This is a genomic window from Fusobacterium sp. (assembly GCF_032477075.1).
In the GTDB taxonomy this organism is placed as follows: Bacteria; Fusobacteriota; Fusobacteriia; order Fusobacteriales; family Fusobacteriaceae; genus Fusobacterium_A.
In genome coordinates this window covers 43796-68631 of record NZ_JAWDXO010000012.1, presented here as the reverse complement: position 1 = coordinate 68631, position 24836 = coordinate 43796, and the positions used below count along the sequence as shown (strand labels likewise).

Genomic DNA, 24836 nt, shown 5'->3' with positions numbered 1-24836 from the left:
TTGGGATACAGGAACTCTTATTTTTTCAAGTGTTTTAAGAAAAAAAAATATATGAAATAATGGAGATTGTTTTCAGAAATAAATAGTGCTAATAATAAAATATATTGATAATCTGGAGGAAAACATGGATATTCAGAAAAAATTAATGAGAAAGAGAATAGAATATCTCATAGGATATGAAGATAATCCTAAAGAAATAATAGAATATTTTGAGAATGAAGCTGAAAGAATAATAAAAGAATTTTCTGCATTTAAATGTGAAGAAGAATATAGAAATTCAATGAAAGATATTGTAAAAATAAAAGAATTATATAAAAATTTGCTTCTGTTAGCGAAACTTTACAAAATAGAAAGAAGTAAATATTATAAAAACCAGAAATTATTAAAAATGATAGAGAAGAGCTTAAAGGATTTTTCAAAATATTTTTACAATAAAAAATCTATAGAACATACAAACTGGTGGCAATGGGAAATAGGGATTCCCCTCATATTGAATGATATTTTTGTACTTTTATATGATGATTTAGGTTATAAAATCATAGAAGAAAATCTTGAAACAAGCAGATATTTTCAACCTGATCCTAGATATTCTGGAAACAATCCTGTTGCAATACATCCAAGCAGAAGTCCTTTCAGAGTTTCTACTGGGGGGAATAGAACAGATACAGTAAAAATATCTTTATTGAGAGGAATACTCTCAAGTGACAGCCAGGAAATAAAATTAGCTCTCTGCTCCCTGTCAGAAGTATGGAAATATAAAGATAAAAATGATTTAGAAGATAAAGATGGTTTTTATAGAGATGGTTCTTTTATACAGCATGGGTCTATCGCATATACAGGAGGTTATGGAGAAGTACTGCTATGCGGAGTGGGAGAGATATTTTTTATCATAGAAGGAACAGAATATGAGAAAAAGGTAGAAGGAATAGAAATATTGTATGAAATAATTTTGAATTCATTTGAACCTTTCTTCTTTCATGGAAGATTTCCAGATATGCTTTCTGGAAGAGGAATAACACGAATGAACAATAGTGATAATATAGTAGGTCATAGACTATTAAATGATATTTTACTTGTTTCAAGTATTTTTTCAGAAAATAAAAAAAGAGAGATAGAAAATATAGTAAAAAGAGAAATAATAAAATATGGAAAAGAAAGATATTTATCTGAAGAAACCTCTCCATTTATCTATCATAAATTGAATAATATTTTAAAAGACTTTAATAATAGAGTTTCATACAATGAAGGACTTAAAATTTGTAATAGAATGGGAAGAATAATGAAAAGAGGGAAAAATTTTGCAGTAGGAATAGCCCTTCATTCTTTCCAAGTGGGAAATTATGAGTGTATGAATGGAGAAAATACTAAAGGTTGGTATACAGGAGATGGAGCATATTATCTATATGATGAAAATCAGAATGAGTATATAAATTTTTGGAGTAATGTAGATTATTACTATATACAGGGAACTACAGAAATAGAAATGAATATGGAAGGAATAGATGCTCAGAGAAACTCAGAAACCTCCTTTGTACAAAATAGATTATCTGGCGGAGTGGTATTGGAAAAGTATGGTGTAGCAGCAATGGATTATATTAATTGGAATGAAAAATTAAAAAGTAAGAAATCATGGTTTTTTACTGAATATGGAATTATTTTTTTAGAAAATAGCATAGAAGGAAAAGGGAAGATATACTCTACTATTATCAATAGAAAATTTGATGAATTTCCAGAGATTAAAATTAATGAAATATTATATAAGGAAATAAAATCAAAACTGAAGGTAAAGAAAATAGAGATAGAGAAATGGAAGTATATATTTCCAGAAGAGAGAGAATTAAATATAGAAATAGAAAAAAAGAAGAACTGTATATTTGTAAAAGTATGGTTGGAATATGGAGAAAATCCTATTGATACTGGATTAGTATGGGGATTGTTCTATGATCTTTCTAAAGAAAAAGAAAATATACTTAGAGGTAATCTTCAGATAACATTATCAGAGAATATTCATCTAATAGAAACAAAAGAGTATAAATATTATGTTAATTGGAAATGTGAGAGTAACAAAGAATCTTTTTGTACTATAGAAAGAAAAGAGGATATGAAAAATAGAAAAATGTATATATAGCGAATAAAAAATAAAATCGAGTTAAAATTTAAATTTATATTTTAAATATAGTATTTTTATATAGGAAATATTAAAAAATAATGATGAAAATTTCAAAAAATAAAGAGATAGAAAATTGTAGATTTAAAATTGAAGATTTACAGAGATAATAGATTATGTAATAATTGACATACAATAATAAGTGTATAAAAATAAAAAAATAAGTTTTGTTAAAGAACAAAAAATAATAAAAAATATAAAAATAAAATCTTTAAGGAGGCAAAATGTTAGATGAATTTTCAATGAACTTTTTTTCATTAAAAGGAAAAACAGCAATAGTAACAGGTGGAAATACAGGTTTGGGTCAAGGATATGTAGTAGCTTTGGCAAAAGCTGGAGCAGATCTATTTGTAGTAACATATGACAGAGATTGGGATTCAACAAGAGAAATGGCTGAAAAAGAGGGAGTAAAAATAGAGTTTTTCCAAGCTGATCTTACAGATAGAGCTCAAATTAAAAATGTAGTAGAAGAGTGTATAAAAGTATATGGGAAAATAGATATTTTAGTAAATAATGCAGGGACAATAAGAAGAGCCCCACTACTGGAATATAAAGATGAAGATTGGGATGCAGTAATGAATATAAATCTTAATTCTGTATATTTTTTAAGTAAAGCGGCAGCTGAAGTAATGGTAAAAAATGGAGGAGGAAAAATAATAAATATAGCTTCTATGCTTTCATTTCAAGGAGGGAAATTTGTTCCTCCATACACAGCAAGTAAACATGGAGTGGCAGGAATAACTAAAGCTTTTGCTAATGAATTGGCTGTACATAATATTCAGACAAATGCAATAGCACCAGGATATATAAAAACAGCGAATACAGAACCTATAAGAGCTGATGAAAAAAGAAATGCAGAGATATTAGGAAGAATACCTGCTGGAAAATGGGCTGATCCATTTGATTTAATGGGAGCAGTAGTATTCCTTGCAAGTAAAGCATCTGATTATATAAATGGACATATTTTAGCTGTAGATGGTGGATGGTTAGTAAGATAGTATTGAATTAAAAATTTGAGGAGGAAATATTAATGAAATTAGATGTAAGATATGCAAATCACCCTGAGGATTCAAAGCATTATACAACAGAAGAGTTAAGAAAACATTATTTTATAGAAACAATATTTACAGCAGATGAGCCAGCTTTAACATATTCTCATGTAGATAGAATAATAGCAGGAGGAATTATGCCTGTTAAGAAAGAGGTGAGACTAGAAGGAAGTAAAGAATTAGGATCTGAATTTTTCTTAGAAAGAAGAGAACTTGGAGTAATAAACATTGGAGGAGCAGGTAAGATAATTATAGATGGAGTTGAATATAAAATGAATCCAAAAGATGGATTATATGTTGGTATGGGTTCTAAGGAATTAGTTTTCATTTCTGATAATGAAAATGAACCAGCTAAATTTTATGTAAATTCAGCCCCAGCACATATGACTTATCCTATTGTAAAAATAGATATAGAAAAGGCTAATCCAGTAAAATTAGGTAGCTTATCAAATTCAAATGAAAGAACTATATTCCAGTATGTTCATCCAGCTGTATGTAAATCTTGTCAGCTTTTAATGGGAATGACAGTATTAGAGCCAAATAATATGTGGAATACAATGCCTTGTCATACTCACGAGAGAAGAATGGAAGTTTATTTCTATTTCAATATGCAGCCTGAAACAAGAGTTTTTCATTTAATGGGAGAACCAACAGAAACTAGACATATAGTAATAGGAAATGAACAGGGAGCTATTTCTCCATCATGGTCAATTCATTCAGGAGTGGGAACAAGCAATTATACATTTATTTGGGGAATGGTAGGAGAAAACCAGACATTTACAGATATGGATCATATAGCAATGAAAGATATTAGATAATTAAATAAATATTTGAGAGAATGATTGGAAAATAAGTCATTCTCTTCAAATAGATTTATATTAAAATAGTTTTTTAAAAATAGGGGTTTAGAAAAATATTCTAATATAAAATTATGGAGGGAAGGAAAATGGCAGAAGTTATATTGAAAAAAGTGGAAAAGTTATATCCTAATGGATTTAAAGCTGTGCATGGAATAGATTTGGAAATAAAAGATGGAGAATTTATGGTGTTTGTAGGTCCATCTGGATGTGCCAAATCGACAACTCTCAGAATGGTTGCTGGACTGGAAGAGATAACAGGAGGAGAAATCTGGATAGGAGATAAAATGGTAAATAATCTTCCACCAAAAGATAGAGGAATAGCAATGGTATTTCAGAACTATGCACTTTATCCTCATATGACAGTATATGATAATATGGCTTTTGGACTAAAAATGGCAAGGACCTCAGTTGGAGAGATAGATAAAAGAGTAAGAGAAGCAGCTGAAAAACTTGAAATAACATCTTTATTGGATAGAAAACCAAAAGAAATGTCAGGAGGTCAAAGACAAAGAGTTGCTGTGGGAAGGGCAATAGTAAGAAAACCAGATGTATTTCTTTTTGATGAACCATTATCTAATCTTGATGCTAAATTGAGAGTAGCAATGAGAGTAAAAATAACACAGCTCCATAAGCAATTAAAAGCAGAAGGGCAGACAGCTACAATGATATATGTAACACATGATCAAGTGGAAGCTATGACTATGGGAGATAGAATATGTGTTTTGAATTATGGAAAAATAATGCAGGTAGATACACCTTTAAATCTATATAATCACCCAAAAAATAAATTTGTAGCAGGATTTATAGGAAGCCCAGCTATGAACTTTATTGAAGGAGCTATTGAAACTAATGGAGAGAATGTAATATTTATATTTGGTTCAAGTAAATATGTAGTTCTTCCTGAAGAAATGGGAGAAAAAGTAAAGGGTTATATGGGAAAAAAAGTTTATCTGGGAATAAGACCTGAAAATATTGGAAATACAATAACTCATCCAGAAGGATATGAGAAAAATTTCTTAGAAGGAAAAGTGAGTATTGTTGAATACATGGGAAATGAAGAATTTATATATTTTGATATAGATGGATATGAGTTTACTTCAAGAATAGAAGCAAGAAAAAGTGAAGGAACAAAGTATGGAGAAAAGGGAAGATTTTATTTTGATGTAGATAAAATTCATATATTTGATGCAGAGACAGAAGAAAATATCACACTATAGGAGGAAGGAATATGAAGATTAAGATAAATGGTTTTGACAGAGATCAAAAAATGCTTTATTTGATATTGCTTCCATTTATTATCTGGTATGCAGTATTTATGTTTAAACCAATGTATGGGTTATTAATAGCATTTAAAGACTATAATCTTTTCAGAGGAATATCTGGAAGTGAATGGGTGGGGTTTAGAAACTTTAAGGAATTTCTTACAAGTCCATATTTCTATGCAACTTTAAAAAATACATTGATGTTAAATTTATATAGTTTATGTCTGGAATTTCCTTTTGCTATACTTATAGCCTTGATGCTCAATGAAGTAAAAAATAAATATTTTAAATCTATTGTACAGACAGCTTCATTTATTCCCTACTTCATAGCAATAGTGGTAGCCACTGGTATTACAATAAATGTATTGTCACCAAGTACAGGAGTTGTAAATGTAATAATGGAAAAATTAGGATTTGAAAAAGTATATTTCTTATCAAAGCCAGAATTTTTCAGAGGAATATTTACAGGATTAAATATCTGGAAAACAACAGGATTCAATGCTGTCATATATCTGGCAGCTCTTACATCAGTGGATGAACAGCTATATGAAGCAGCTAAAATAGATGGGGCAAATAAATTTAAGCAATTAAGGCATATAACAATACCTGCCATTATTCCTACTATTGTAGTTATGCTGGTACTAAAAGTTGGAAGTATGCTCAATGTAGCATTTGAAACAGTTCTTCTTTTATACCAGCCAGCTACATACTCCACAGCAGATGTAATAAGTACATATGTATACAGAACGGGAATGCTTATGCAGGATTTTGGACTTGCAACAGCAGTTGGATTATTTAACGCTCTGGTAGGATTTATTCTTGTATATAGCGCAAATAAATGGAGTAAAAAAGTTACTCAGTCAAGTCTTTGGTAATTTTGAGGAGGAGCAAAATGAAAAACAGAATCAAAATGGAAATGGATGAAAAAGTATTTAATATAGCAAATTATGCACTTCTTGCTGTATTTGCTGCGATATTTATCTATCCAATCATATATGTTTTTTCAGCAGCAGTTAGTAAACCTTATTTAGTAGAGTCAGGGGCAGTAACACTTTTTCCTAAGGGATTTACAATGGAGTCATTTAAAAGTGCAATGGCTTTAACAGGAATGTGGCGTGCATATGGGAATTCAATATTTATAACAGTTGTAGGAACTGCTGTAAGTATGATATTCACAATAACAGGGGCATATGTCTTGTCTAAACCTGAATTGAAATATAGAAAAACCATTACACTTTTAGTAATAATGACTATGTGGTTTGATCCTGGAATAATTCCGAAATATCTTAATTTCAGAGATTTAAGACTTATAAATAGCTATACAGGAGTAATTTTAGGATTTGCAGTTAATACCTTTAATGTTATAATTTTGAAGTCATTCTTTGAAGCAGTTCCAAAATCTCTGGAAGAATCAGCAAGAATAGATGGAGCTTCTCAATTTCAGATAATGACAAAAATATATCTTCCTCTGTCTACATCTGCATTGACAACAGTATCTCTGTTTTATGCAGTATCAAGATGGAATGGATATTTCTGGACAATGGTATTGCTTATAGATGACAGCAAAGCACCATTACAGGTATTTTTGAAAAAACTGATAATAGAAAAGGATATGGCAGGAGAAGCAAGTCAGCTTATAACAATGAGCAGTACAACATCTCCTCAGACAATTATTTATGCTGTAATAGCTATGTCACTTATACCTATTTTGATAGTATATCCATTTATACAGAAATTCTTTAAAAAAGGTGTAACACTTGGAGCTGTAAAAGGATAATTTGAAAGCAGGGGGAAATTATGAAATTAAAAAATATTATTTATGGAATATTAATAGCAGTTTTTTTTATTGGGTGTGGAACAAAAGAGAAAAAAGTAGAAGGTCCCATAAGAAAACTTGAAGGATCAGTTATAACTGAGCAACCAAAGGAATTTACTATATTTGGAATATTTCTGGGAAAGGCTTTTGATGGCGAACTTCCTGTATACAAGAAAGCCTTTGATATGACTAATGTAAGATTGGTAGGGACAGCTTCTAAAAATCAAAGTGAAGAAGTGCAGGCATTTAATCTAATGCTTTCATCAGGTATACTTCCTGATATTATTGCTTATGAGCTGACTGATGATCTGGAAAAATTAGGGATAGATGGAGGAGTGATACCTTTGGAGAATTTGATAGATAAATACGCTCCAAATATAAAAAAATTCTGGGAAGAAAATCCTAGATATAAAAAAGATGCAATAGCAGCAGATGGGCATATCTATATGATTCCAAACTATAATGACTATTTTAATTTGAGCTGTTCTCAAGGATACTATATAAGAAAAGACTGGCTGGAAAAATTAGGACTAAAAGAACCAGAAACAACAGAAGAGTTGTACAAAGTATTAAAAGCTTTTAAGGAACAGGACCCAAATGAAAATGGAAAAAAAGATGAAGTTCCCTTATTCCTTAGAGCTAATGTAAATAGAAAAATTATGGCAACATTGACAGATATATTTAAAGTACAGTTTACTTGGTATGAAAAAAATGGAGAACCTGTTTTTGGACCTTCTGAACCTGAATATAAAGAGGCCATGATAGAACTTGCAAAATGGTATAAAGAAGGATTGATAGATCAGGAAATATTTACAAGGGGATTATCTTCAAGAGACTATATGCTTAGTAATAATCTTGGTGGATTTACAAATGACTGGTTTTCAAGTACAGGATCATATAATGAAAAACTTAAAGATATAATACCAAATTTTGATTTTTCAGTAATATTACCCCCAAAATATAAAGAAAATGGGAAAACTTCCCATGCTAGACCTACATATATGGGAGGTTGGGGAATAACTTTAGTGGCTAAAGACCCTGAAACAATCATTAAGTATTTTGATTTCTGGTATAGTGAAGAAGGAAGAAGATTATGGAATTTTGGTGTAGAGAGAGATACATACACTATGATAGATGGAGAACCTCATTTTACAGATAAAGTTTTAAAAAATCCAGAAGGAAAAAATGCTCTGGCAGTAATAAGAGAAACTGGAGCACAGTACAGACTGGGAATGTTTCAGGATGCTGAAAATGAAAAACAATGGGCAGATGATGTGACAGTAGAAGCTATGGAAAAATATATGAATAGTGGAGTTATTGAAGAACCAATGCCTATTTTAAAATATACAAAGGCTGAAATGAAAGAATTATTAAAAATAGAATCACAGCTTCGTTCTGTATCAGAAGAGATGGCTCAAATCTGGCTGTTAGGAGTATCTGATGTGGAAAAAGACTGGGCTGGATATATAAAAAGGCTGGATACAATAGGGTTGCAAAGATCAAAAGAGATACAAAAGACAGCATATGATAGATTTATGAAATAGAAATACTTATAAAAATATATACCATGTGTGGAGGTAAAAAAGAATGGGGAAGAGGAAAAAACTACTGATAGTAGCATTAATAGTTATATCTAATATAGCAATATATGGAGCAACAGAATTAGAAAAATATGAAGGTTCAACAACAACAATTAATAATGGTAATGATTATATAAATAAGATAGAACAAACAGTAAATACTGGAAAATGGCTTCATATAACAAATGGAACTGTGACAAATGAAGGTACAGTTATAGGTGAGCTTCAAGGAGGAACAGCAATATTCCAACTTGCTGGAAAAGTAATAGAAGATGGAGAAGGTGGAACAAAAACAACTGCCGAATTTATAAATGCTACAAATGGAAAAATAATAGTAAATGGCGGAAAAGGATTTTATATTACTGTAGGAAAAATAGAAAATAGTGGAGAAATAAAAGTGACTGCAGGAATAGGAATAGATATGACTAATAATAATGCTGATGCTGCAGTTTTTAAAAATGAAACAGGTGGAAAAATAGAAGTAACAGGTGGAACAGGAATAAGCTTAACTAAAGGAAGTTTCAATAACTTAGGAACAATTGAGGCAAAGTCAGAAAGAAAAGCAACCCCTTCAGTTATAACTGCAATTCAAACTAATGGAGCAGTAACTTTTAATAATCAGGGGACTATAAAAGCTGATGGATTAGATGTAAGAGGGATAACTATAAAGGGAACAGGACAAATAGAAAATTCAAACACTATTGAAGTTTTATCTGGTGGAATTGGAGCTTATTTTGATATTGCAAGTTCTAATTTTATAAATAATGAGGGAGCTTCTATAATTGTAAAAGAAATGACAGAAAAGGAGGGAACTACAACAAAAACATCATCAAGAGGAATATTTCTAAATAAGTCTGGAAAAGCAAAAAATAAAGGAAAAATAGCTGTAGGAGGAACAGCTACAGGAGAAGCAGGAGCAATAGGAGTACAGGTAAATAATGCAGATGCTAATTTTACAAATGAAAGTAAAGGAACAATAGAAGCAACAGGAACAAACTCACAAGGAATACAGTTAAATATTGGAAAAGCAACAAATGAAGGTAATATTCAAGCAACAGAAGGAGCTTTAGGAGTATATGTAAATGGAGAATTAGGGAGCTTTATTAATAATTCAGTAGGAACAATAGAAGCAATAGGAACAAACTCAAAAGGAATACAGGTAAATGCTGGAGAAGCAATAAATGATGGATATATTGAGGTAACAGAAGGAGCTTCTGGAGTATATGTAAATGAAGGAGAGGGGAAAAAAGGAAGTTTTACTAATAATTCAACAGGAGTAATAACTGCATCAGGAGCAAATTCAAAGGGGATATTTTTTGGTTCAGGTGGAGGAACAGCAGAAAATAATGGAACTATATCAGTAACAGAAAAAGGGATAGGAGTATACTTTGGAGAAACAGGAACATTTGTTAAGGCAGGAAAATTTACCAATAAAGATAAAATTCAAGTACTAGGAACAGAATCAAAAGGAATATATCTAAATTTAGAAGGAACAGCAGAAAATGAAGGAACAATAATAGTTGGCGGAACAGCTGCAGAAGAAGCAGGAGCAATAGGTGTACAGGTAAATAATGCAAATGCTAAATTTACAAATAGTTCATCAGAAGAAAAAGGAATATTTGTAATAGGAACAAACTCAAAAGGAATACAGGTAAATGCTGGAGAAGCAATAAATAATGGATATATTCAGGCAACAGAAGGAGCTTCTGGAATATATGTACATGGGGTATCAGGAAAATTTACTAATAATTCAACAGGAACAATAACTACATCAGGAGCAAATTCAAAGGGAATATTTTTTGGTTCAAATGGAGGAACAGCAGAGAATAGCGGGACTATAGAAGTAAGTGATGGAGCTAGTGGAGTATTTTTTTATCAGGGAGATAATAATAATTTTATTAATAATTCAGATGGAAAAATTAATGTAAATGGAGAAAAATCAGTTGGACTTTTGCTTAATGCAAAAGGAACAGCAGAAAATAAAGGAACTATTAAAGTAAATAGTGGAAAAGGTGTTGTTCTAGGAGGAAGTACTTTTATAAATACTGGAACTATTGATGCTGGAGAAGATGGAATAGCTATTGAATCTTCAAAAGATACAAATAATACTCTTATTCTTAAAAGTGAGAATACATCTAGAAATATTACTTCTGGGTCATCTATAATTGGAAAAATAGTTGGAAGCACAGGAATAGATGTTCTTGTTTTAGATAATGCCTCATATTCAGGATTAAATATAAGCGGTTATGAAAATATTTCTGTAATTAGAGGAAATAATTCAAATATTAGTGATTCAGTAATATCTCTAGGGTATAATTCAGGAACAGAAAGTTATTTAAGCTCATCAAATATAACTTCATCTGGAGCTCTTTCTATAGATAATTCCAGTGTTGTAATTGATTTAGCAAATCAAGCAGCAGGTATACCTTTGGTAAGTGCTGATAATTTAGTATTAGCAGGAGATATGAAACTTGCTTTTACTTCAACAAATGGGCAGAAAGAATTTAATTTAAAAGATATGCTTGGTGGAATAACTCTTGATGTTAACAATGCAAACTTTGGAGATACAGCAGTATGGGAATATAAAATTGACAGTGATGGAAATCTTCAAGTAACTAAAAATGACTATAGTAAAGTTATGACAAAATCTCAATTAAGAAACTTTGCAGATGTACTGGATAATGAACAATATACAGCAAGTGGAGATTTTCAGAAAGGTGTAGCCCTATTAAGTACTTTAAACGCAGGAGAATTCACTGGGGCTCTTACACAGTTATCAGGAGGAATACATGGATATATCCCAGATTTGACAGTTATTAATTCAAGGACTTTAACAGGAGTTATGAAAAATAGAACATTGTCAAGGGATACAACAAGAAACAGACCTGTAAGTTCATATGATCAGGATATAGCATATATAAATAATCATCATAAATTAAGTGGACTTATGGATGTAAAATATGATGAAAATGGAATTTTAGGAATAACAGAAAAACAGATACTTTCTAATGGAAGAATAGGACTTGTGTATGGAGGATCAAAAGGAAAAGTAAAATTTGATGGTGGAACAAATGGCAAGGCAGATATGGATAATTTATATATTGGAGGATATTATAATCATGAATTTTCTGATAAGTTAGTACTTATGTCTAATATGAATTTTGTTTATTCTCATAACAATGTAACAAGATACTTAAAATTTGGAGATTTAGATTATACTTTTGATTCTACTTATCCATCATTTGGATTTGGAGCAGGAACTACACTGTTCTATACTGTGTATGATAAAGATGGGAATAAAGCAGTCCTGTATGGTGGGATAAATTGGGAAAAAGTTATTCAGGGGAATATAAATGAAGAGCCTGACAGAAGAGATAGTAAAGATGATAAAAATCTTACTGTAAAAAATGTTCCAGCAAATGAACAATGGTATGATTCAGTAGTTCCAAGTATTGGAGTATCTTTACAGCATAATGGATATATATTAGATAGAAAATATAGATTAGGCGCAGATATAGGTTATGAAACAGAACTTGGAAATATAAAAGATGGAAAGAGATTAAAACTTTCAGCATTAAATAAAGTTCATAGTGTAGAAACAACTACTAGAGAAAATATATTGTCTTATTCTTTATATGGAGAATTAGATATGACAGAAAATCTTTCAATATTTGCAGACTATACAAAATCTAAATCAAAAGAATATGATGCAGATAAAGTTGGAGCTGGATTTAAATATAAAATGGATAGAATGTCTGATGTATTTGTCATGGGACCAATATTAAGTGGAATAGAAAATACAAGACTTCATTCAAATAGATGGAGTGGAGTGATGGGTCTGATGATGGAAGCAGAAGATGATACAAATAGACCATATTATGATGAAGCTGGAAAACTTTCAAGTGGAGATTATGCTACTTCATTAAAATTGAAACCTAAATTTACTTTAAGTTTAAATGATAGGCAGACAAAATGGTCTTACTACTTTGAAGGATATTATTTAGGAAATTCATTAGGAAAAGACAGAAGAGTCAATGAAAGAAAACAGTATGATACAAGATTGCATGGAGAAGCCAGATGGACAGATCAATATTCAAAAGGAAGATATGGTTTTACTATTGGATATAGAAATGAAACATCATCAAAGCCTAATCTTTCTCAATATGTAATAGCTACAAGATCAAAAAGAGGAACACATGAATTTAGATTTGCTCCTAATTTTACATATAATTTAGGAAATGGATTTGTTTTTGGTGGATCAACAACAGGTATTGTAACTTATGATTACAGAGGAGTCAGAAAAGGAGAAATGGACTTTGAAATGGAAAATCAATATGGAATAACATATAATGGGTTTATGCCAAGAATGAGACTTACAGTGAACTATTTTAGAGAGGAATTCTGGCGTGATCATGGATATAAAAAGCCAGCAAGAAAAAATCTTGGTAATGGACAATATGTATTTGATCTTATAGAAGGAGACAGAAGATATCAGTCTAATCAGTTGAGACCAAGTATGACATATTTCTTTGGAAATGGAGGAAGACTTCAATTAGATGCAAGAATTCCTTTAGGTAATGGAGCATGGTATAAAGCAGATGGGGATGGAAAAAAAGCAGCAGAGACTTATGAAACTAGATATGGAATAAAATATTTTCAACCTATTACTCCAGGATTGACAGGATTTATAGGAACAGAAATATTGACAATGAAAGTTAAAAATAAGAATCATGCCAGTTCTGATTATGGAAAAGAAACAAGAACATATTCTATAAGACCAAATGTTGGATTTTCATATAACTTTTAATTAGGGGGAAGAAATGATGAGAAGAATTATAGCTATTATTTTAATGATTTTTTTAACAATAACTGCTTTCTCTAATGAAGAAGTTAAAGATGAGGCAGAAGATTACAGAAAGATAAGAATAAAATGGGCAGAATTTCTAACAGGAGTAAGTGCAGATGATGATATCAATAAAGCTGATATAAAAACTGTAATACTTGCTAATGAAAGAAATGCAGAAAAATTTTATGAAAAGTTGAATAAAGATAAAAATAAAGGATATCTTCTAGAAGGAAATGAAGATATGAAAAATGGAGTTCAAATAATGGCATCTTATGATGCTATAAGAAATATAGCAAAAGGGTATGCTTCTAAAGGAACTAAGTTTTATAAAAATCCAGAAATTAAGGAACAGCTGATAGAGGGATTAGACTGGCTTTATGATAATGCTTACCATGAAGGAGTTCCAGAACTCGGAAACTGGTGGCAGTGGGAAATAGGAATACCTAAAGCAATAAATGATATTCTAGCTCTTATGTATGATGATATACCAGAAGATAAAAGAATAAAGTATCTCAAAGCAACAGAATTTTTTCAACCTGATGCAAGATATAGTGGGGCAGGAGCAACAGCATCATATTCTTCAACTCCTGATAAAAGAAAATCTACTGGAGGGAATAGAACAGATACAGCTATAATATCTTTTTTGAGAGGAATACTTCTGCAAGATAGAAAACATACTGTTGATGCTTTGACAGCTGTAACTGACATAGGAGAATATGTAACTAAAGGAGATGGATTTTATAAAGATGGATCATTTATACAGCATGAAAATGTAGCATATAATGGAACATATGCAGCTGTATTATTTAATGGTCTAGGCTCGATTCTTTATTTAGTAAAGGATACATCATTTGAAATAACAGATGAAAGAATAGATAATATCTATGAGGCTATTATTGATGGATATGGATATTTGTTTATAAATGGTGGAATAAATGATTCAGTAAGTGGAAGAGCAATTTCCAGAGATAAATCAAGTGATTTGGAAAGAGGAAGAGGAACTATTAATTCTTTAGCTATGCTTTCAGAAGGGGCATCAGATTTTTATAAAGAAAGAATTCAATCTCTTATTAAAGCAACTATAAAATCTAATAATTCATATGACATAGTAGAAAAATCAGCAAACAAAACAATAAAAAATATTCTTGAGAAAATAGTAAATGATAAAAATATAAAAATGAGTGAAACAACAGGAAATAAAATATTTCATTCAATGGACAGAGTTGTAAGTAAAAATGATAAAGGTGGGGCAGTAGTTGTTTCTATGCATTCTTCAAGAATAGCTAATTTTGAAACTATGAATGGTGAAAATATCAAAGGATGGTTTACTGGAGAAGGAATGACATATATTTATGGTGATGATTCAGAAGTGTTTACAGATTTCTGGCCTACTGTTGATCAATATCATCTTCCAGGAGTAACAAATAGTTTATCAAAAAGAGGTGACAGATCAGGAGAAAGGAGAGGAATCCCTACTCCTAAAGCATGGACAGGAGGAGCAGGAAATGAAAATGAAGTTTTTGCTGGAATGGATATGCTTTCTTGGAACAAATCTTTAAAGGTGAAAAAGTCATACCTTTTAACAGATGATGGAGCAGTATTAATTACAGCTAGTAATTTAACAGGTCATGATGGAGAAATTCATACAACTGTTGATAATAGAATAATTAAGAATGGAAAGATTTATGTAAATGGAAAAGAGATTAATGAAACTACAACTATAAAATCTGCTAAGGATATTTTTATAAATTTTACAGGAAATTATACTGATGAAAATATAGGATATAGAATAATAAATGCTCCTGAAATAACTATCAAGTTTGAAAATAGAAAAGGAAATTGGAAATCTATTGGAGGAACTTTTGAGGAAGAGATAGAGAAAAAATATGTAACTATATTTATAGCTCATGGGAAAAATCCAAAAGAACAAAAATTTACATATATGATTTTTCCTATGTTTACTCAAAAAGAAGTTGAGAATTATGATATTTCAAAATTTGATATAGTAAAATCAGATAAAGATATGCATGTAATAAAGAATAACGCAAATGGTGTTGTATATATGAATTTCTGGAGAGATATACCAGTAAAATTTGAAACTATAAAATCTTATTCTACAGCATCACTAATAATGAAAGAAGATGGAAATATACTTGACTTATATGTATGTGATCCTACACAGCTTTCTAAATCTGCTTCTATATTTGAATTAGATGGGATATATGGAATTCAGGAGACATCAACTGAAGATATAAAAATAATATCAGATAGAAATAAAACAAGAATAGAAATAAATTTGAGAAATAATGGAGCTACAGAGCATATAAAATTGAAAAAATTAAATATATAACTATTTATTTCAAATATTTATGGAGGAAAAATGGAACTTACAAAGGAAACAAGAGAAAGATTTTCATATGAAACTGAATTATCAAAGGAAATGCTAAATGGAGCTTTACATGAAGCACTAACAAAAATAGATCAGAATACTAAAACTTTTATAAATACATTTCCAAGACCTGCAAGTACAAACTATGTATATCCAGGAATATTAAATGGCGGAGAATGGGATGACTGGACAAGCGGATTTTGGACAGGAATATTATGGCTTGCTTATGAAATAACTCATGAAGAAAGATATAAAAAAGTAGCAGCATTTCAAACTAAAAGTTATGAAGAAAGAATAGATAATAAAGTTGGAGTAAATCATCATGATCTTGGCTTTCTATATACACCTTCTGTTGTTGCCCATTATAAGATTACTGGTAATAATTCAGCTAAAGAAGCTGGAGTAAAAGCAGCAGCTCATCTTATGGGAAGATTTAAGGAAAAAGGCGAGTTTATTCAAGCATGGGGAGAATTAGATGATCCTAATGCTTATAGATTGATAATAGACTGCAACCTAAACGTACCATTGCTGTTCTGGGCATCAGAGGCAACAGGAGATCCAAAATATAGAGAAATAGCTGCAAAACATATTAACACAGCAGCAAATGTAGTTCTGAGAGATGACAGTTCTACACACCACACTTATTATTTTGATAATGAAACAGGAAAACCTCTAAAAGGAGTAACAGCTCAAGGGGCTTCTGATACATCTGCATGGAGCAGAGGACAGGCATGGGGAATTTATGGTTTTCCTCTTGCATATAGTTATTTAAAAGATGAGAAATTTATAAAATTATATAAAAGAGTTACAAATTATTTTTTGAATCATCTCCCAAAAGATAATGTATGTTATTGGGACTTAAGCTTTGATGAATCATCAAATGAAGAAAAAGATACCTCAGCAGCAGCAATAGCAGTATGTGGAATGCTTGAAATGAATAAATATCTTCCTGATTCAGATCCAGATAAAAAAATTTATGAAAATGCAGTAAAAGCTATAATGGATTCATTGATAAAGAAATATACAACTAAAGATATGGAATGCTGTAATGGACTTTTAAAAGAAGCTGTATATAGTAAACCTCATGGAATAGGTGTAGAAGAATGTTGTATATGGGGAGATTATTTCTATATGGAAGCTCTTGTAAGAATTATGAAACCAGAATGGAAAAAATACTGGTAATATTGAGAGAAAAAAATAAATAAAACTATTGGAAGTTTGAAAAATGAATATTAACTGCTATTTTGGCTGTAAAAAGAACAGAAATATGTTAGGTATCATATAATTTATATCCTAGAGATTTAATCTCTAGGATTTTCTGTATTTAAAAAAAGTGTAAATTTATTTTTTAAATGATATAATTGTGGTATAAAGATATCTTTTGTATAGGAGAAGAAAAATGTTAGGGAATATAAATGAAAAGATAAAAGAAAGAATGAAAAGTAAAACAAACAAAATAATAACCCTGATTACACTTTTACTGCTTTTTTTAATTACAGGATATAATAGCAATAAAGTTATAGAAAAAATAACTGATGAAGAAAAAATGAAAATAGAACAAAGATATGAGAACATAAATAAAAAATTAGATTTTATGAATATTGCACTTTATGATTTTAAAACAAGCAGTATTTTTAAAAATTATTTTTTTGAAAATCTTACTTTTGAAGAAAAACAATATAGAAAAATACAGCTTTTTGATGAACTCAAAAAGAGAAATACTATATATGGAAAAATAGGATATTCTATAAATGTAGGAACAGAAGATGAAGATCTCATATTTTCTCAGGAAGGTACACTGGACAGAAAAAATTATTATAGAGATCATGGATTTCCAGAAAATATAGAAAAATGTGAAAGATATATTGTGAAAAATAATAATAAAATAAATATTTTTTTTAGAGAAGCTGATGATTTAGAAAAAACTGTAATTTATTGGATTGTTTCATTAAATGAAAATGACTTTTTTGCTGAAATATATGGAGAGTTAGAAAACTGGTATATAACTAATCATAAAAATATTTTAAATCTTGGAAACAAGAAAGAAAATGAAAAAAAATATAAAAAAATTCAAGAAATGATCATTGAAAAAAAGAATGTTGAAAATTTTTTTAGAGAAAAGAAAATATACCAATTTTACATTCCATATTTTTATGAAATTTTATTTTATGTTCAACCTAGAATAAATATTTTTAATATAGTTCTTTATGAATTATTTAAAGTAGTTTTGGTTATTGGAATAATCTATTTTATGATTCTTCTGGGAATATATCTTGTTATTAAACCAATGAAACAACTTGCTAGAAAAATGGGATATATGAAAAATAATAATGAAAAAGAACTGGAATATATTGAAAATAAAATAAAAGAAATAAGTACAATAAATGAAGATTTAAATTATAAAATAACAGATTTAAAAGTATATCAAAAAAAGAAAAAAATAAAAGATTTTCTGATTGGAATAACAGAGACAAAGGGTATTTCCAATTTGATAGAAGAATCTGAAATTTTTAAAGTAAAAAAATACAGAGTTATAATTATGGAAATATATGATATAGATTCTGTAGAAAATATATTTAATAAGTTTGATCTTTCTAAAGAGCTTATATTAAAATATTTTTCAGAAGATGTAGTTTGTGAAATAGTTGATATAGATTATAAGAGTATAGCTTTTATATTGGAAAATATTTTTGCTAAAGAGGAGCTGTATGAAATATTAAAATGTTTGGCTGTTCATATAGACAGAAATTTTTCACTTAAATTTACAGTGGCTGTAACAGATGCATATGAGAATCTGGAAGAACTTCCAAGAGCTTATAGAGCAGCTAAAAAAATTCTAGATTATAAATTTGTATTTAAACAAGAAAGAATAATATTTAAAGATAATATTGATGAAAGTAATCAGAAGAAATATTATTATCCAATTGAATTGGAGGCAAAGCTTATAATGAGAACTTTAAGTTCAAATGAAATTAGTGTAAGAAGAGTGCTTGAAGAAATGTTTGATGATAAATACAGTAGAAATATAGATAAAAAATATATAAAAGAATTTGGAGGCCTTTTATACAACACATTAGGAAGAATGTTTATAGAACTTAAAGATATGGATGAAACAATAGAAATAAAAAGTTTTAAGGCAGAGGAACTTCTCACTATAAAAGATGCTGATGAATTAAAAAATAAATTTGAAGAAAAAATCTTTGAAATATGTAAAGCTGTAAAAGTTAAAGATTTGAGTGATACAGAAAGCACTAGAATAAAAATAGAAAAATACTTAGATGAGAACTATATGATAGATATATCACTAGAAAACCTTGCAGATCATTTAGGACATTCATTTAAATATACAAGTGTATTATTTAAAAAGGTTATGGGGGATAATTTTAAAAACTATCTGAGCATCTACAGAATAGAAAAAGCAAAGGAACTTATGGAATATAATAAGGATTTAAAAATAAAAGAACTTGCAGAACTTATAGGATATAATAGTTCAAATACTTTTATAAGAATATTCAGAAAGTATGAAGGAGTTTCTCCAGGAAAATATTTTGGAGTTGGAGAACAAGAAGGAGAATAAAAATAAGAAATTTGCAATTATGAGAAAAATTATAAAACACGATTAACTATTCTTAGATAATCGTGTTTTTGTATTTAAGTATATTTTTAAATTGATGTGAGATAAAAATTTTTTAGGATACTTAAGATTTGGTCATTTATTTTTATGTAATTATATCACTCTTTATAGGAATTTTAATAATAATCTCCAAATATGCTTGCACATTACTTTTTATCATTTAATTTAATCTGTTCTTTTCCCCAATGATATAATTCATTCAATGTAGGAAGTAATGACTTTCCATGTTCAGTCAGTCGATATTCTACAGAGGGTGGAATGGTATTATGTTGAAATCTTGAAATAAGTCCATCTGATTCTAGCTCTCTTAAACATTTTGTGAGTATAGTATTTGTGATTCCTGCAACACATCTTTTTAATTCATTGTAATGCAGCATTTCAGATTCAGACAGATGCCACAGAATAGGAAGTTTCCATTTCTGCCCAATTATTTTTAATGCATAAAGTAATGGGCATTTATTATTGTATATTGTATCATAACTTTTTTTAAATTCATTCATATATTCGAGTTCGTTCATATTTTATATCCTCCTAGGTATATAATAGATACTAAGAAATAAAATTGTGCGTACTTGTACAATTGTTTTTGTTATTATATACTTATATAAACATAAAGTCAACCACCAAAAATAATTATTGAAGGAGAATGAACTATGAAAATAATTGCAATTAATGGAAGTCCAAGAAAAAAAGAAAATACAGCAACAATGTGTAATAAATTTTTAGAAGGTGCAAAATCTGTTTCTCCAGATATTGAAACAGAAATGATTAATTTATTTGATTTGAATTATAAAGGTTGTATAAGCTGTTTTGGATGTAAAAGAAAAGAGGGAAATACTTATGGAAAATGTATTGTAAGAGATGAGTTACAACCAGTGTTAGAAAAAGTTTCCACAGCAGATGGAGTTGTCTTTGGTTCGCCAATATATTTTGGAGATATAACAGGTCAATTACGCAGCTTTTTTGAAAGGTTAATTTTTCCATTTACTACTTATGAGGAGGGCTACAAAAAAATAGCTCCCAAAAAAATGCCTACAGCTATGATTTATACTATGAATGTTCCTGAAGATTTAATGAAACAATTTGGCTACGATGTACGTCTTTCAAATATGGAATCAATAATAGCTAATGTATTTAAAAAACCAGAGATTATTTATGCATTTAATACTTATCAGTTTAGTGATTACAATAAATATAAAATAGAAATATTTTCAGAAAAAGTAAAGGCAGAGCACAAACGTACACAATTTCCTATAGATTGTCAAAATGCTTTTGAAGCTGGAAAACTTATGGTAATGCAAATATAAAAACAAGGGAGTTGAAATTTCATCTCCCTTGTCAAATAGCAATCTATTATTTTTCAGTTAAAAAGTCAAAAGCAAATTGTGCAGCAACAGCTGCTCCTCTCTGTAATGCAGCTTCATCAACTGTGAAACATTCATGATGATTGCTTTTTTCAGAACCAGGAATTTCAGCACTTCTTGCACCAATAAAACCATATACTCCTGGAGCTTTTTCCATAAGGTAAGCAAAATCTTCAGAACCTGTCATTTTTTCAAGTTCAGCTAAGCCTTCTTCACCATATAGTTTTTTTACTGCATTTTGAGCTAAATCAACTAGATGTTGATCTTCATTAATAACAGCACCAGTTAGGTATGAATACTCAGTTTCAGCAGTACATTGATATCCAGCAGCTATATCTTCAGATATCTGTCTGATAAGTCCTTCAATTTCCATTCTGAATTTTTTATTAAAAGTACGTACAGTTCCTTCTAATACGGCTTTATCTGCAATTATATTAAATCTTTGTCCAGCATCAACTACTCCAATAGTTATAACAGCAGCATTCAATGGATTATTAATACGACTGACAATAGTCTGAAGTCCCATTATAACAGCACTGGCAGCAACAATGGCATCATGTCCTAAGTGAGGAGCAGAACCATGAGCTCCAAATCCTTTGATAGTTATTTTAAAGTTGTCACAAGAAGCCATTCTTTCTCCAATTTCCATATTGATTTTTGGAGAATCTACCATAGACCAGATGTGAATACCATAGCAGGCATCAACATCATCCATAACACCTTGCTCAACAACAGCCTTTGCTCCTACAGCTAATTCTTCAGCTGGCTGAAATAAAAACTTAACAGTTCCTGCAATTTCATCTTTCATATCAAATAGGATTTTAGCAGCTCCCAATAACATAGCTATATGATTATCATGTCCACATGCATGCATCTTTCCTTCAATTTTTGAAGCAAAAGGAAGTTCAGTTTTTTCTAATACAGGAAGAGCATCAATATCAGCCCGTAGAAGAACAGTTTTACCAGGCTTTCCTCCTTTTAATATTCCTACACATCCATAGAAATCTTTAAATGTTTTTATATCTTCTATCCCTATTTCTTTTAAATCTTTGATTATAGATTTTGTAGTTTCAATTTCTTGTAAGGTAAGTTCAGGATATTGATGGTAATATCTTCTACGATCTATTATATAATCATTATATTTTTCAGAAAGTTCTTTGATCAGCATTATTTATTCCCTCCCTCATTTTTAGATTTTTCAGCTAGGAAGTCAACTGCAAATTGAGCATATAGAGCAGAACCTCTGTGCAGTACAGTTTCATCCACTTTAAACTTGTCATTATGATTAGAATAACAAGCTCCTATTTCTTCATTTGCACATCCTAAAAATCCAAAGAATCCAGGAACTTTATCCATAAAATAAGCAAAGTCCTCTGAACCTGTAAGTTTAGGCATAGTAGTAAGAGATTCTTCACCATATAGTTTTACAGCAGCATCATGAGCAAGTCTGTTTAAATCCTTGTGCTCATTAATAACAGGGTTAGGGAAAGCATCATATTCTAATTCCACTTTGCAGCCAAAAATATTAGCAACATTTTCAATTATTGTCTTTATATTTGCTTCCATTTTTTTTCTTAATTCTCTTGAGTAAGTACGTATAGTTCCTTCCATTTCAACATGATTAGGAATTATGTTGAATCTTTGACCACCTTTAAAAGTACCAATTGAAAGAACAAGAGTATTCAAAGGATCATTCATACGACTTACAAAAGTTTGAAGATTCATTATCATTGAAGCAGCAGCAACAATGGCATCATGTCCAAGATGAGGAGCAGAACCATGAGCACTTGTACCTTTTACAGTTATTTTAAAGTTATCACAAGAAGCCATTCTTCCACCTGCTTCTAAATTGAAATAAGGAGCATCAAGAGTTCCCCAAATATGCATACCAAATACAGCATCTACATCATCAAGAATACCTTTTTCTACATAATATTTAGCTCCATAACAAGATTCTTCTGCTGATTGAAATAATATTTTTACATCTCCATCAAGTTCATCCTTAACTTCATTTAAAATTTTCACAGCTCCAAGGAGCATAGCCATATGACAGTCATGTCCACATGCATGCATTTTTCCATTTTTTGAAGCAAAAGGAACATCAGCATGTTCTTCTATAGGGAGAGCATCTATATCAGCTCTTAACATTATAGTTTTTCCTGATTTTTTTCCACCATGGATTATACCTACAAGTCCATAGTAATCATCAAAAGTAGTTACCTCTATTCCCATATCTTCAAGCTGATTTTTCAAGGCTTGAGTAGTTTCTTTTTCTTCAAAAGATAATTCAGGGCGTTGATGAAAATATCTTCTTTGTTCAATGATATAATCATCATATTTTTCAGCAAGTTTTTTTATATCCATGAAAAAATCTCCTTTTTATTAAAATTGATACAAAATATCTAGATCAGATTTACAAATATTCCAGCTATAATAACTGAAGTTATAGTTACTGTTACAAATCCTCCAACAATCATTTGAGGAAGAGTATTATCCATAAGAAATTGCTTTTCTTCTGGTGTTTGAGCTAGAGCTTTTGCAGCTTCTTCAGTAAGTATATAGTTAGGTGGGAATCCATAAAGAGCTGTAAGTGAGGTAGCAAGTGCCATTCTCCAGCTTACTTTCAGGAATTTTCCAACAAGAATAGAAAATATTCCCATTCCTATAACTCCAACAACTATGATTACAAACATTGGTCCTATACACTCTAAAAGCATTTCAGGAGTAGCATCTTTAAGACCAGAAAAAACAAATATCATAAGAACATACATTAAGAATCCATAAGAACCAGATTTTTGAAGAGAGTTTTTATCTAAGAATCCAAGTTCAGTAAAAACTATACCTAAAATAAGAGTAATAACTGCAGCATTAAGTTTTCCACCTGTCCAACCAGATATAACTGTAGATAAGTAAGATACAAGCATAAGTTTTAGTAATATAAATGCAGTAGTTGAATATTTTTCAGGCATAGGCGGAATAAGTGTTTTTTTAGTTTCTTCTTTGACAGCCATATTTCCTGTGTCAGTATCAACACCATCATTTCCAAGAACTCCTCTTTCTCCTTTGTGATATCTTTCAAGAAGTATTTTTCCTTCTTTTTTCAATACAATGGCAGTTAATGGATAACCAACAAATCCTTGAATAGCATACATAGCAATAGCAAGAACAGCAGCAACTTGAAGTCCTTTAGCTGCAGCAGCCTGATTCATCATTGTAGCAGCAACTATTCCTCCAGTAAGAGATGGAAGCCCAGCTATAACATAATCACGGCCTACTAAAGGGATACAGATAAACCAGCAGAAAACTACCATTCCCAATAATCCTGCAAGTGTTACACAGATAATCTTCCATTGTGATTTTAGTTGTTCTATACTAATAATAGTACCCATGTGAGTAATACAAAGCATAATAGCAAGTAATCCACCAAGTGGAGCTCCTAGTCCAGCAATATCAACTATATTCTTTGGAAAGAATGTCCAATATCCAAGTAAGAATAAACAAGCAGTGACAAAAACAGAAGGTATCCATGCCTTAGTCCTTGTTCCAATAAATTCACCAGCATAATATACTATACCTAGTACAATAAAAGCCTGTAAACTGTTCATTAACATACAAATTCCCCCTTATAATCTTTAATAAAAAGATTTAGATAAGTTTCCTAATTGTCTTTGCATTTTTCAAGAAAAAAGAAAACTTATTTATTATAAAGAAAAATACCACATTTTGACTAAAAATTCAAGAATTTTGTTTGAATAATTAGCATTAGGCAAAATGATAATATAAAATTTCATTTTTTTTATATAGAATTTAAGGATAAAATAGAGATAACTTAGAATAAACTATTTTGAAAAATATGTTTAAAATAACCA

The 24836-nt window shown here is 30.0% G+C and carries 16 protein-coding genes; 12 read left to right on the top strand and 4 right to left on the bottom strand.

All coding sequences use genetic code 11. From position 1 onward, the window contains the following. The first annotated feature begins 124 nt into the window (after positions 1-124). The 11 genes from E6771_RS06845 (at position 125) to E6771_RS06795 (ending at position 19546) form a co-directional block, all read left to right on the top strand. Positions 125-2128: a polysaccharide lyase family 8 super-sandwich domain-containing protein gene (locus E6771_RS06845; protein WP_316090480.1), complete on the top strand. Its 2004-nt coding sequence runs from the start codon at positions 125-127 to the stop codon at positions 2126-2128. A 263-nt stretch (positions 2129-2391) separates the two neighbouring features. After that, positions 2392-3165: a 2-dehydro-3-deoxy-D-gluconate 5-dehydrogenase KduD gene (gene kduD, locus E6771_RS06840; protein ID WP_316090479.1), complete on the top strand. Its 774-nt coding sequence runs from the start codon at positions 2392-2394 to the stop codon at positions 3163-3165. 32 nt (positions 3166-3197) lie between these two features. After that, entirely contained in the window at positions 3198-4034 is an 837-nt protein-coding gene (gene kduI / locus E6771_RS06835; protein WP_316090478.1) for a 5-dehydro-4-deoxy-D-glucuronate isomerase, read from the top strand. 128 nt (positions 4035-4162) lie between these two features. After that, the gene (locus E6771_RS06830) at positions 4163-5293 is read left to right on the top strand and encodes a sn-glycerol-3-phosphate ABC transporter ATP-binding protein UgpC (RefSeq protein ID WP_316090477.1); all 1131 of its coding nucleotides are present in this window, start codon (positions 4163-4165) and stop codon (positions 5291-5293) included. Between the two features lie 11 nt (positions 5294-5304). Next, on the top strand, positions 5305-6213 hold the full coding sequence (locus E6771_RS06825; RefSeq protein ID WP_316090476.1) for an ABC transporter permease: 909 nt from the start codon (positions 5305-5307) through the stop codon (positions 6211-6213). Between the two features lie 17 nt (positions 6214-6230). Continuing rightward, a complete protein-coding gene (locus E6771_RS06820) occupies positions 6231-7115 on the top strand; it encodes a carbohydrate ABC transporter permease (protein ID WP_316090475.1) in 885 nt (294 codons plus the stop codon). A 20-nt stretch (positions 7116-7135) separates the two neighbouring features. After that, positions 7136-8698: an extracellular solute-binding protein gene (locus tag E6771_RS06815; protein ID WP_316090474.1), complete on the top strand. Its 1563-nt coding sequence runs from the start codon at positions 7136-7138 to the stop codon at positions 8696-8698. Between the two features lie 43 nt (positions 8699-8741). After that, positions 8742-13541, top strand: coding sequence for a hypothetical protein (locus tag E6771_RS06810; protein WP_316090472.1), 4800 nt, complete (start codon positions 8742-8744; stop codon positions 13539-13541). Positions 13542-13554: 13 nt separating this feature from the next. Continuing rightward, the gene (locus E6771_RS06805) at positions 13555-15930 is read left to right on the top strand and encodes a polysaccharide lyase 8 family protein (protein ID WP_316090471.1); all 2376 of its coding nucleotides are present in this window, start codon (positions 13555-13557) and stop codon (positions 15928-15930) included. Between the two features lie 30 nt (positions 15931-15960). Next, entirely contained in the window at positions 15961-17151 is a 1191-nt protein-coding gene (locus tag E6771_RS06800; RefSeq protein ID WP_316090469.1) for a glycoside hydrolase family 88 protein, read from the top strand. Between the two features lie 217 nt (positions 17152-17368). Continuing rightward, positions 17369-19546 (top strand): helix-turn-helix transcriptional regulator, encoded by a 2178-nt coding sequence (locus E6771_RS06795; protein WP_316090468.1) that lies wholly within the window; start codon positions 17369-17371, stop codon positions 19544-19546. Positions 19547-19749: 203 nt separating this feature from the next. Here E6771_RS06795 and E6771_RS06790 read toward each other — a convergent pair whose 3' ends face one another. Continuing rightward, complete coding sequence (locus tag E6771_RS06790; RefSeq protein ID WP_316090467.1) at positions 19750-20121, bottom strand: helix-turn-helix domain-containing protein; 372 nt, start codon at positions 20119-20121, stop codon at positions 19750-19752. 135 nt (positions 20122-20256) lie between these two features. Between E6771_RS06790 and E6771_RS06785 the strand changes: the two genes are divergently transcribed. Further along, positions 20257-20910: a flavodoxin family protein gene (locus E6771_RS06785; RefSeq protein WP_316090466.1), complete on the top strand. Its 654-nt coding sequence runs from the start codon at positions 20257-20259 to the stop codon at positions 20908-20910. 46 nt (positions 20911-20956) lie between these two features. On the opposite strand, the gene E6771_RS06780 is transcribed toward E6771_RS06785, so the two are convergent. From E6771_RS06780 to E6771_RS06770, 3 genes are read right to left on the bottom strand one after another with little or no spacing between them, the layout of a single operon-like run. Next, positions 20957-22135 (bottom strand): amidohydrolase, encoded by a 1179-nt coding sequence (locus E6771_RS06780; protein WP_316090465.1) that lies wholly within the window; start codon positions 22133-22135, stop codon positions 20957-20959. Beyond that, positions 22135-23331, bottom strand: a complete 1197-nt coding sequence (locus E6771_RS06775) for an amidohydrolase (RefSeq protein ID WP_316090464.1) — start codon at positions 23329-23331, stop codon at positions 22135-22137. The genes E6771_RS06780 and E6771_RS06775 overlap by 1 nt, the downstream gene beginning before the upstream one ends. Before the next feature lie 38 nt (positions 23332-23369). Further along, positions 23370-24578 (bottom strand): hypothetical protein, encoded by a 1209-nt coding sequence (locus tag E6771_RS06770; RefSeq protein WP_316090463.1) that lies wholly within the window; start codon positions 24576-24578, stop codon positions 23370-23372. Positions 24579-24836: the final 258 nt, after the last annotated feature.